This window comes from Thermostilla marina, from assembly GCF_054657455.1.
The window spans coordinates 1934793-1947107 of sequence record NZ_BAAHYR010000001.1 but is presented as its reverse complement, the minus strand read 5'-3'; the positions used below and the strand labels follow the sequence as shown (position 1 = coordinate 1947107).

Sequence of the window (12315 nt, the reverse complement as noted above, 5' to 3'; positions counted from 1 at the left end):
GATCAAAGATGGCGACACGCCGCACTCCGTTGCGTTTCTCATTCAAGTGCCACGACGGGCCGTTTTCAGCGTCTACCTGTCGGCATCTCGCCTCGGAATCGATGCGGCACGCCCTGTTACCGCTGCTCGTCTTCTTTTGCTCCGGCGTGTCCCTCTCCGCAAGCGCACCGTCGATCTCGAATCCACCCGCGGCTCCCGACGGAACGCAGTACGCAGGTTACTTGTTTGCGCATATGCTCAAAAGCGACTACGGCCACCTGTATTATGCGATCAGCACCGACGGGCTCCATTGGCAGACGTTAAATGGCGGTAAGCGCATCCTGCCCCCCGAGGTTTATCGCGGGCATCCCGATATCGCGCGCGGTCCCGACAATCGATTCTATCTCGTCGGCAATTACGAGCGGGAGCCGGAAATCCGCTTTTGGGTGTCGGAGGACCTCATTCACTGGCGATCCTGGTCTACTTATGCCCCGAAGCTCGACGACGTCCCTGGTTTTCGTCCCGCATTGTTTTACGTCGGCGCCCCGAAGGTCTTCTACGACGACGCAGCCGGCCGCTTCGTCCTCTCGTGGCACAGCACGATCGAAAAACCGATCAAAGAAGATCCGGAACAGTTCTGGTCGGGAATGCGAACGCTGTACGTGACCAGCCGCGATCTGAAAAGCTTTTCAACCCCGCGACGGTTGTTCACATGGGAATCGGCCGTGATCGATACGATCATTCGGCGGGAAGGCGATCAATACATCGCTTTTCTCAAAGACGAACGATATCCGTCGTACGCGTGGCCGACAGGGAAAACCATCCGCATTGCGAGAGCCCCCGCCGCGACCGGCCCCTATACGGAACCGTCGCCGCCGATCACGACGAACTTCCGCGAGGCTCCGACCGTCATTCCGAAACTCGACGGCACGGGATGGTTCTTGTACTACGAGCAGTACCCCGGGAAATCCTACGGCTGCGCCACGGCGCCCTCACTTTCGGGCCCCTGGTACGAGCTGTATTGGCAGAAGTATTCCGTGCCCGAAGGGGCTCGCCACGGATGCATGCTCCCCCTTACGCGCAAGGAACTCGATCGGCTGCAAGCCGAGTTCGGCCCGGCTGAATGATCGCCGTTTTCGGTAACCCCGACACCAAGGCGGACCGCCGCAATTTGCAAAACCATTGCATCGACGACGAGTCTTGAGAATACTCGAATTTTCACGGCGAAGCGGGAAATGTGCAGCGTCTCGATAGCCACGTCTTCCTGTCATCGATTGGAGAGTCCCTCATGCGCATCCTCGCTCCCGCCTTTGTCGTTTGGGCGATCGGGCTTTGTTCCGTTCTGTCGGCCGCGGATCGGCCGAACATCCTTCTGATTACCGCAGACGATCTGAATTGCGACAGCGTCGGATCGTTCGGTTGTCCCATCCCCGATGTGACGCCCAACATCGACCGTCTTGCCGCTCGCGGTATGCGATTGAAATCGGCGCACGTCACGATCGCCGTTTGCCAACCCTCGCGTAACGCGATGCTCAGCGGCCTGTATCCGCATCACAGCGGTGTGGAGGGGTTCTATCATTTCCCTCGGCCGGGCATTCAGACATTGCCGCAAATTCTCAAAGAAAATGGATACTTGATCGGTATTCTGGGAAAGGTACCGCACTGCACACCGTACCCCGATTTCGAATGGGATGTTCCAACCGACCCGCCCCTTCCGACCGGCACCGGCCGCAACCCCAAGTTGTATGCAAAGCATACACAGGAATTCATTGAACGAGCGAAACAGGAAGGGCGGCCTTTCTTCATGATGGCCAACTCGCACGATCCGCACCGCCCTTTCTACGGCAATGATCCTTATAAATACGGCACCGAAGACGGTCCGCAGGTACCGTCGCGTGTATTCAAACCGGAAGAAGTCGTCGTCCCGAAATTCCTGCCGGACATCCCGGAAGTGCGACGCGAAGTTGCCGAGTACTTCAGTTCGGTGCGGCGCTGCGATGACACGGTCGGCGCCCTGCTCGACGTGCTGGACGCCTCGGGCCAAGCCGACAACACGATCGTCGTCTTTCTCTCGGACCACGGGATGGCCTTTCCGTTCTCGAAGACGAACGTGTATTTCCAAAGCACGCACACTCCCTTGATCGTGTGTTGGCCGGGCGTCATCCCGCCGGGGACGGTCGACAAAGATCACCGCGTTGCCGGCATCGACCTGATGCCCACCTTGTTGGACATGGTCGGTTTGAAAGCCCCTGCCGATATCGACGGGCAATCCTTCCGGCCTCTGCTCGAAGGGAAATCGTTCGAAGGGCGAAAGTACGTGTTCACCCAATTCCACGAAACCGCCGGTCGCAAGCGGTACCCGATGCGGGCAGTCCAGGACGGCGACTTTCTCTACATCTTCAACCCGTGGTCTGACGGTGAACGTATCTTCCGGAACGAGTCGCAATCGGGGCGTTCGATGAAAGCGATGCTCGAAGCTGCGAAGACGAATCCCGACATCGATGCACGGTGCAAGCTGTTCCTGCATCGTGTGCCGGAAGAACTGTACGACCTGCGATCGGATCCCGACGGTCTCCACAACCTCATCGATGATCCGACCTATACGGAAGAATTGAACCGACTTCGCGAACAGCTCGACCGTTGGATGGAACGTACGAACGATCCGGCGCTGGTCGTCTTCCGACATCGCGGCAACGAAGAAATTCGACGTCAATTCATGGCCGAACAAGACGCAATCGGGGAATCGCATCGCAAGGCGAAGCAGGTCCAATCTAAAGCCGCGCAAAAGGCCGCCCAGAACCGCCGGAATGCGAAGCCGAAAGACGAGGCGGACGCCACGCCCTCCCGGCGTAAATAGAATTAGAGACATTTTCCTGAATGCAGCATCACACGCAGGCCCGAACCGTTTGTTCGGGCCTGTTTCTTGCCCCCTCGCGGCTTCGGTTGTTACGATAGGCGCTCACGGTGTGCATTGCGGGGAAGGCCATGCAGCCCCAGCTTTCAGCTCCTCCGGCTGCACAAACACCCCGCTTGCCTTTGCTGGTTGTTTGGCGGTGTCTTTCCATGCCCCAAAGAAAGGATTGTGCCATGTCTCAAAAGAACGGGAAGCGGAGCGTCGGAAAGGTCTCCCGACGTGACTTCGTCAAGTTATCGACCGTCGCCGCTGTCGGCTCGGTCGCCGTGCGCATCCCCTACGTCCATGCTCAAGGCGATGGTTTTCAAGTCCGGATCGGCTTGATCGGCTGCGGTGGTCGCGGCACCGGTGCCGCTCTGAATGCGCTTGGGGCAGCCACCCGAGTGATCTATCCATCGGCCGGCTACCATACCGAAGACGCCGCCGAAGGTTCCAAGGCCCAACGTAAAGATGTCAGCGTTGTGGCCCTGGCCGACTTGTTTGAGGACCGACTTTCCAACTGCCGCACCCAGCTGGCCAAGGTCGGCGTCGAAGTCCCGAACGACCATTGCTTCGTAGGGTTCGACGCGTACAAGAAGCTCCTTGCCCTCGACGAGGTCAACTACGTGATCCTCGCAACGCCGCCGCACTTCCGTCCTGATCACCTGACCGCGGCGATCGAAGCGGGCAAGAACGTATTCATGGAGAAGCCGGTTGCCGTCGACGTGCCCGGCGTCAAGAAGGTACTGGCCGCAGGCGAGCTTGCCAAGCAGAAAAACCTCGGCATCGTCGCAGGAACTCAACGGCGTCACCAGGCAAGCTATGTAGAGACGATCAAGCGCATTCACGACGGTGCGATCGGCGACATCATCTATGCCAAGGCCTACTGGAACGGCGGTGAGATCTGGGTCATCGAGCGCCAACCCGGCTGGTCCGACATGGAATGGCAACTTCGTAACTGGAATTACTTCACGTGGCTGTCGGGCGACCACATCGTCGAGCAGCACGTACACAATCTCGACGTGATGAACTGGGTGCTGGGCACGCATCCTATCCGCGCCGTCTCGGCGGTGGGCGGCCGCCAAGTTCGCACGGACCCGAAATACGGCAACATCTACGATCATTTTGCCGTCGAGTTCGAATATCCCAACGGCGTCACCGTGTTCAGCCAATGCCGCCAAACCAACGGATGCAAGAACATCGTCGGGGAAGAGGTCATCGGGACGAAGGGAACCAGCAACTGCGCCAACACGATCGTGGCCGGCGACGACCGCTGGCGGTTCCGCGACAAGCAGCGCAATCCCTACGAACAAGAACACGAGGACCTGATCAACAGCATCCGCGAAGGTAAGCCGCTAAACGAGGCTAAAAACGTGGCCGAATCAACGATGACCGGTATCATCGGCCGTGAGGCGGCCTACAGCGGTGATGAGATTCGTTGGGACGACGCAATGCAGTCGACGACGCGATTGGGTCCGGAAAAGTACGAGTTCGGTCCCTATGAATTCGCACCGGTGCGCATGCCCGGTCGTTACGAGTTCAGTTGACGAGTCGTCCCGCCAAGTCGGTTGTAGCGAATCCAACCCGACAAAGAATGAAAAGCCCCCGGGCGTGCCGATGCCTCGGGGGCTTTTCGTCGGTGCTTCCCGTTTACGTCTTTGAGAACTCAGAAGCTGAACACCGCGTCGACGGCAAAGGTGAACTGGTCGTCGCTATTGCCGCCGTCGTAGGGATATCCCGTCGGCCCTGCGAGACCGTCGTACCAATCCCATCGGATTTCCGGACGGATCAGCCAGTTGTCGTTGGGCCGCCACTGCAAACCGCATGTGAGTTCGTAGAAGTCACCGGCAAATCCGCGACCGTCCCAGGCCCGTACACCGGGAATGTTGCCCGGCCCGGCAACCCGAACCCCGTCGTCGTCACGCAACCATTCGACGCGCACACCGGCCGACCAGCACGGATTGATCGTATAGAGGAAGTACTGGTTCAAACCGTACCACTCGGCATCGTCTTGCGTTGTTGTGGCGTCGTTTTCGTACCCCAGGTTATGCACGACGACGTATTGAAAACGCTTTGTGACCTGCCACTGACCGACCAAACTGTACACGAAGCGATCTTGGCGGCCGGCGTCGTCTTGGGGGCCGGTCGAGCAGGCCCACGCCAACTTGAGGCGATCGTCGCAACTGCGCCATTTGAAGCCGCCCATGAAGTTCAAGTCACCGTTGTTGTCCTCAAACTGTTGCCACCCGCGATCGAAGCCGGCTTGAATGGACAACCGATCGGTCAGTTTGTAGTCGAACAACATACCGGTAACGAGCTGCGGTACCGTGTACGAGTACGACAGGGAGTGGCTATAAAAGGGATTCATGGGAGCGGGCACGGCCTCGTAGTCGAGAATCGCCGCGTAATGGCCCATCTTGACCGACAATCGGTTGTATGCCAGTTCAAGGTAAGCCTGCGGAATAACCATCCCGTAGGTCTGGTAATCGAAGCCGTTGATCCGGTTTTCCAGGCCGTTGTTGATCCCGAATCGCCAGTCGGTACCGTACATCATGTCGATATGGCCGCCCCAGGCCCATCCGCATCCGCCGTTGTCGGCCTGGCGATGCAGGTACAACCAGAATTGGTTCATCTGGTACTCGGTGTCGAGGTCATTGACGGCGGTCGGACCGTTGAAGCCGTCGGCCGGATCTTCACCGTTGAAAGTAATCCCCTGCTCAAGCCAACCTCCTACGTGAATCCCCATCTTTTGGAGGAAGCACGGCTGCCGCAGCTTCCAGCCGCCTCCCGCCCCGCACGCGCCGCAAGGCCCGCAAGCCGCCTGGCAGGCAACGCATTCCTCGCCGGTGGAAATCGGTTCGGAAACGGGAGCCGGGGATGTATCCTCGGCCAGCGAAACGAGTCTCGCCCCGTCATCGGCGGGAATACTCGGAACTGCGAACAGATCGACCAACTCGTCGGCCGGGGCGACGCTCGCCCAGGCGAGAACACCGATGGCTGCAAGTCCGGCAAAAATTGTCTTCATCGATCACCTCAATTCAAATTCGCGCTCGCCGCTACGGAAGCGATTCACCGAAAACCACAGGAGTGTGCGTAGGATTCCCCGAAAACTTTTCGGATTCTGCGGCACGTGAGCATTCGTCTTCCTGCGGACGTTTTGACGAATTTACGCCGGTCCCGCTATTGCCGCGGCAAACTTTACTGGTTGCGCAAACTCAACAAGTTTGGCCCCGCTCCATTGCAACAAAGCCCCACGTCGTGCAACAAATACGTTGAGACAGGCACATTCCCCACTATCGGGTTAATTGCAGGAGGAGGGAACCATCGCCAAAATGCCGGTACGTGGGAGGTCGGACATGGCAGTTCCGTGTGCGAAGCGGCTTCTCTTATCCCCGCAACAGATACCGTCGCTTACCCAGGGTTGGCGAGTTCTCGGGGTCTTCAATCCCGGCGTCGTCGAATTCGACAACCAAATCGTGTTTCTGCTGCGGGTGGTCGAAGCCCCGGAGGCCGTTGATCCGGACCACGTCGCGCTGCCGCGTTGGGACCTTGATGCGGGCAAGCCGGTGGTCGATCTCTTTCCCCGGACCGAAATCGATCCGATCGACCAACGGGTGACAAGACACCGCCCGACGAACCGAGTTCGACTGACCTTCCTCTCGTATCTGCGAGTAGCGGTCGCCGCAGCCCCGACGGCCGTCCCCCGCTTGACGGACACATATATACTTCCCGAATTCCCGTGGGAAACTTTCGGGGTGGAAGACCCTCGCGTTACGCGAGTCAACGACGAGTTCGTGATCACCTATGTGGCGGTATCCCCGTACGGGGTCGCTACGGCGCTTGCAACCACGACCGACTTCCGCCATTTCCGACGCCGGGGGATCATCTTCCCCCCCGAAAACAAGGACGTCGTTCTCTTTCCCGAGCGGATCGGCGGACGTTACGCCGCACTTCATCGGCCCGCGGGCGCAACCCGTTTCTGCCCCCCGGAAACATGGGCGGCTTACTCACCCGACCTCGTGCATTGGGGCGAACATCACCGCCTGGCGGGCGGAAAAAGCCGTCGGGAAACCGACCGTATCGGCCCGAGCGTACCACCGCTTCGGGTAGAAGACGATTGGTTGGCGATCTATCACGGGGCGGAAAGCCCTGCGCCCCCGGAAAAGGTGGGCAGGTACACGGCCTCGGCTTGGCGATTGGCAGGCGATGCCCCCCATCGCATTATAGCCCGGACAGATCACCCGATTCTCGAACCAACCGAGCCGTTCGAACAAGAAGGCTTCGTACCGAATGTCGTGTTTCCCACCGGAGCCGTGCTTCGCGACGGTCGGCTGTACCTCTATTACGGAGCGGCCGACACCGCGACGGCGGTCGCCGAAATGGCGTTAGGTGACGTACTAGAGGCCTTGACAAGCTAACACGAAGGACACCGGAGGGGCTGTCGCAACGCGGTTCGTCGACCGGCCCTCGCCGACACGAAAACAACCGTTCACAACAGGAGGCAAACAGAATGTCACGACCCGGTAGTCTTCGCAAAATTGCGTTCGTGGGGGATTATGTTCCTCGTAAATGCGGTATCGCTACGTTCACGTACGATCTGCGGAACGCGGTGGCGAGTCAGTATCCGCGAACCGAGTGTATGGTCGTTCCGGTCGACGACATCCCCGGCGGGTACAAGTATCCCGACGAAGTTCGTTTTCAAATCCCGGAACAGGAACTCGATGCTTACCGCCGCGCAGCCGACTTCCTGAACTTTGCCGATGTCGACGTCGTGTGCGTGCAACACGAATTCGGCATCTACGGCGGCCCCGCGGGCAGTCATCTGTTTGCCTTATTGCGCAATCTTCGTATGCCCATCGTGACCACGCTGCATACAATCCTGCGCGAACCGACGCCGGATCAACGCCGCGCAATGCATCAATTGGTCGACCGTTCCACTCGACTGATCGTGATGTCGGAGCGAGGCAAGCAATTCCTGCAAGAAATTTACAATGTCGACGAAAGCAAGATCGACGTGATCCCCCACGGCATTCCCGACATGCCGTTCGTCGATCCCAATTTCTACAAAGACCAGTTCGACGTCCAAGGCAAGAATGTGCTTCTCACGTTCGGCTTGTTGTCGCCGGGCAAAGGTATCGAATACGTCTTGCAGGCCATGCCGTCGATTCTCGAGGAATTTCCAAACACCGTTTATATCGTGCTCGGCGCGACCCACCCGAACCTCGTTCGGGAACAAGGTGAAACGTACCGCCTCCAGCTCGAACGGATGACGGAAGATTTGGGCATCAAGAACAGCGTCATCTTTTACAATCGTTTCGTCGAACTGGAAGAGCTGATGGAATTTCTCGGCGCCTGCGACATCTACATTACGCCCTACTTGAATCAGGCGCAAATCACCTCGGGTACGCTGGCATATTCGTTCGGTTGCGGCAAGGCCGTGGTATCGACTCCGTATTGGCACGCCGAAGAGCTATTGGCCGACGGCCGCGGCGTGCTCGTACCTTTCCGCGACAGCGAAGCGATCGCCCGCGAGGTCAAAGCTTTGCTCCGCGACGAAGCTCGCCGTCACGCGATGCGCAAGCGTGCGTACATGCTGGGGCGCGAAATGATTTGGAGTAACGTCGCCCACCTGTACATGGATTCGTTCTGCCAAGCGCGGCGTGCATCCGTCGGATCCGACCGCAAACCTACCCGCATTCCGACGCTTGAAGAACGACATGCCGAATTGCCGACCTTGCGGCTCGACCACCTGTTTCGCATGTCGGATTCGACCGGTATCTTCCAACACGCCAAGTTTCCGATTCCCAATTTCCGGGAAGGCTACTGTCTGGACGACAATGCCAGAGCATTGATTTTGACGGTGTTGCTGGAAGAGCTGGGGGAGGACACTCCGCAGGTTCGCCGTCTCGCCGACACGTACGCCGCTTTCGTCGATTATGCGATCGACTTGAAATCGGGCACGTGGCACAACTTCATGAGCTTCGACCGCCGTTGGTTGGACACATGCGGCTCTCAAGACTCACTGGGACGAACCTTATGGGCACTGGGCGTCTGTGTGGGACGATCGAAGCACAAGTCCCTTCAGTATTGGGCGGCGCATTTGTTCGAACCGGTGCTACAACGCGTTTTGGACACCACCGCTCCGCGATCGTGGGCATATGCCTTGCTCGGCATTCACGAGTATTTGCGGAGGTTGAGCGGCGATCGCATGGCCGACGAAGCCCGACGAACGTTCACGGAGCGACTGTTGGAGTTGTACCGAAAAAATGCGTCGGACGACTGGCCGTGGTTCGAGGACATCGTCGCTTACGCGAACGCAAGAATCCCGCACGCGTTGATCCTCAGCGGCCGCTGGATGTGCCACGGCGAGGCTTTCGATGTAGGAATCAGGACGCTTCGCTGGTTGGTGGAAATCCAGCGATCCCCCAAAGGTTACTTCCGACCGGTCGGATCGAATGGATTCTATCGTAAGGGGAGCCCCAAGGCCGAGTACGATCAACAACCGCTCGAAGCGGGAGCCATGGTCTCGGCCTGCATCGAGGCTTACCGTGCCACCGACGACCGGTGGTGGTTCGACGAGGCACGCCGTGCCTTCGAATGGTTCCTGGGACGAAACGACTTGAATCAATCGCTCTACGACCCGAATACCGGCGGTTGTTGCGATGGTCTGCAAGAAGATCGTATCAACCAGAATCAAGGTGCCGAATCCACATTGGCCTATCTAACTGCTTGGGCCGAGATGAAACTCTTGGAAGGTAGCTTGGCCGCGTTCGACCGAGCGACCGAAACGGCACTTGCTTCGCCGGAACCTCCGGCGGCGGTGTAACTCATCCCCGCCGGGCGATCGGGAAATCCTCGATAGCGCCCGAACCACGAAAACCAATCCCCAAAGAGGGGCACCGTGCCCTCTGGACGGTGGATTGCGTCCAATACGGGCGGCGAACCAACGAACGTTTCGAGCGGCCGATCGCCATTGGGCAATTCCGGCGGTTTCCGTAAGCTAGTCTATTAGGGGCCGCTCGGAACGTTCGCGTTTAAATCGCACGGGGACCGACAACGACCGATCACTTTGCGATTGACGAGGGTTCGGTATGGAAGTGAAACGTTCCAATATCGTCCTGAGCCCGAATAACAAGCGAGTCTTGTTCCGCCCGTTCGAACCGGACGACAAAGGGCGGATCCTGAAAATCGTCGCGCGCATCATGGAGCTGTCGGAGGAAGAAGTCGACCACCGAATCGGTGAAGTACTCCGCGAGTTTCACAACCGCCACCAACGACTGAAGCAATTCTTTTTGCGACGATTCGAGGCGGTTCGTCCTTTTCTGCTCACCGACCGCGAACTGCCCGAAAACCGTCGGATGCTCATCGGATCGTATTTCACGCAAGAGTATGCCCTGGAAGCGACGGCGCTGTTCAACCCGTCCATCGTGTGGCACTACGACCAATCGAATGTACCGCCGGGGGCAAAGCGATTCATAATGAGCCTGCGATCAACGGGCGAGGGACACGTTTCGTCGATCGGTTTTCGGTCGGGTATCGTTCATGCCGACGGCTCCATCGAGATCGATCCGGCCTCGCGATACGTCACCGCGCCCGAGGTCGTTCCGAACGCTCTCTACGAAAAGAAATTGTTCCAGCAAAAGCTCCTGGAACTGGGAATCGCCGACGGATTCGTCGAAATCGTACTGAGCATCTTGGACGACCACTTCACGCTTGCCGAATTGGAGCGCGCCATCCAATTCGTCCTCCGCCAGCACCGGATCCATCACGGCGAGTGGGAAAACCTCGCAAAATCCGTGGTTTCGTTGGCAAAGGCGAACTACGAGATTCAACACGAACCCGAAACCGACATTTCCGAACGTGTCATCTTTCCCTATGCACCGACCGAACTGAACGGCATCGAGGATGCCCGCTTCGTGCTGTTTACCGAAGACGACGGCACGCGCACCTATTACGCGACCTACACGGCGTTCGACGGCAACGTGACGTTTCCACACATCTTGGAAACAAACGATTTCTTGCGATTCCGAATCGCGACCCTCAACGGCCCGGAGGCCAAGAACAAGGGTATGGCCTTGTTCCCGCGCCGGATCAACGGTTTGTACGCCATGCTCTCCCGCCAGGACGGCGAAAACCTTTACTTGATGTACTCCGACATGCTGCACTTTTGGTACACCAAGGAAATCGTCGCCAAGCCGACGTATCCTTGGGAGTACGTGCAGATCGGCAACTGCGGGTCGCCCATCGAAACCGAGCACGGCTGGCTGGTATTGACGCACGGCGTCGGACCGATGCGGAAGTACTCGATCGGCGCTCTGCTCTTGGATTTGGAGGATCCCCGGCGCGTCATCGGCCGCCTGAAACAACCGTTACTGGCCCCTACCGAAAGCGAACGGGAAGGTTATGTCCCGAACGTCGTCTACAGTTGCGGCGGACTAGTCCACAATGGGAAACTGATTCTCCCTTACGCCGTATCCGACTACGCGACCACGTTCGCCACCGTCGAGTTGGACGAACTGATCGCGGCGTTGAAAAACGGCAATTGATCCCCACGGCCCATCTTACCCGGAACTGTTCCGATTGGGCCGATCTCCGCGATACGGATACGGAACGTACTCGACGCTGGGTTGTTTCCGGACCGGTTGGGGATAGAGCTGCAATAGGTGCAAGAATTCCTCGGGAATATCGGTCGACACGTTCAAACCCAACTCTTGGGCTGCTTGCGGCGTGATGGGGTAATCGTGCGTCCAGCGGCCTTCCGACAACGCTTTTGCGACCTCGTCTGCCCGGTCGTCGGGCAACTTATCGGCCAATAGTTCCCGAACGGCCGCATAAACCTGATCGATCGCCTTTTCAGCCTGGTCGGCCAGGATCAACGTTTGATCCTCGACTTCGCCGATCGGTTTTTGCTTGACCGCACGCAAGATCGACGCGGCCGGTTGCTGTCCCAGTTGCGGATCGACCGGCCCGAGTACGGCATGCCGCGACATGACGATTTCGTCGGCCGCCAAAGCAATCAACGTTCCGCCCGACATTGCGTAGTGGGGCACGTACACCGTGACCTTTCCGGGATGATGGTGAATTGCCCGCGCAATTTGCAACGAAGCCAATACCAAACCTCCCGGCGTGTGCAACACCAGGTCCAAGGGCAACTCCGGATCCGTCATGTGGATCGCCCGAATCACCTCCTCGGAATCGTTCACATCGATATACCGAAAGAGCGGAAACCCCAGCAGACTCATCGTCTCTTGCCGATGAATCAAGGTAATGAGGCGTGATCCGCGTTTCCGCTCGATGCGGGCGATCATGCGTTGCCTGGCCGCTTCCAGCATTTTTTGCCGGATGATCGGCTGCAACGTCGAAATCATCAAGAAGATCCACAGGATATCCATCGTGCTCATGGGTTGATTCTCCTCGTCCTCACCCCCGCCGATTGCCGCTCC

The 12315-nt window shown here is 58.4% G+C and carries 7 protein-coding genes and 1 pseudogene; 6 read left to right on the top strand and 2 right to left on the bottom strand.

Translation table 11 applies throughout. The features are described 5' to 3' along the window. Window positions 1-8: 8 nt before the first annotated feature. The 3 genes and pseudogenes from ACYQ2I_RS07050 to ACYQ2I_RS07040 form a co-directional block, all read left to right on the top strand. The gene (locus tag ACYQ2I_RS07050) at window positions 9-1106 is read left to right on the top strand and encodes a glycoside hydrolase family 43 protein (protein WP_460166301.1); all 1098 of its coding nucleotides are present in this window, start codon (window positions 9-11) and stop codon (window positions 1104-1106) included. A 161-nt stretch (window positions 1107-1267) separates the two neighbouring features. Continuing rightward, window positions 1268-2836, top strand: a complete 1569-nt coding sequence (locus ACYQ2I_RS07045) for a sulfatase family protein (protein WP_460166300.1) — start codon at window positions 1268-1270, stop codon at window positions 2834-2836. A 128-nt stretch (window positions 2837-2964) separates the two neighbouring features. Further along, a pseudogene (locus ACYQ2I_RS07040) lies at window positions 2965-4212 on the top strand (Gfo/Idh/MocA family protein); the annotation flags it as partial. A 326-nt stretch (window positions 4213-4538) separates the two neighbouring features. Here ACYQ2I_RS07040 and ACYQ2I_RS07035 read toward each other — a convergent pair. After that, window positions 4539-5897, bottom strand: coding sequence for a porin (locus tag ACYQ2I_RS07035; protein WP_460166299.1), 1359 nt, complete (start codon window positions 5895-5897; stop codon window positions 4539-4541). A 331-nt stretch (window positions 5898-6228) separates the two neighbouring features. Here ACYQ2I_RS07035 and ACYQ2I_RS07030 point away from each other — a divergent pair, with 331 nt between their 5' ends. The 3 genes from ACYQ2I_RS07030 (at window position 6229) to ACYQ2I_RS07020 (ending at window position 11418) form a co-directional block, all read left to right on the top strand. Continuing rightward, on the top strand, window positions 6229-7290 hold the full coding sequence (locus tag ACYQ2I_RS07030) for a glycoside hydrolase family 130 protein (protein WP_460166298.1): 1062 nt from the start codon (window positions 6229-6231) through the stop codon (window positions 7288-7290). Between the two features lie 92 nt (window positions 7291-7382). After that, complete coding sequence (locus tag ACYQ2I_RS07025; RefSeq protein WP_460166297.1) at window positions 7383-9698, top strand: glycosyltransferase family 4 protein; 2316 nt, start codon at window positions 7383-7385, stop codon at window positions 9696-9698. A 265-nt stretch (window positions 9699-9963) separates the two neighbouring features. Beyond that, entirely contained in the window at window positions 9964-11418 is a 1455-nt protein-coding gene (locus ACYQ2I_RS07020) for a glycoside hydrolase family 130 protein (protein ID WP_460166296.1), read from the top strand. 15 nt (window positions 11419-11433) lie between these two features. Here ACYQ2I_RS07020 and ACYQ2I_RS07015 read toward each other — a convergent pair whose 3' ends face one another. After that, entirely contained in the window at window positions 11434-12273 is an 840-nt protein-coding gene (locus ACYQ2I_RS07015; RefSeq protein ID WP_460166295.1) for an SDH family Clp fold serine proteinase, read from the bottom strand. Window positions 12274-12315: the final 42 nt, after the last annotated feature.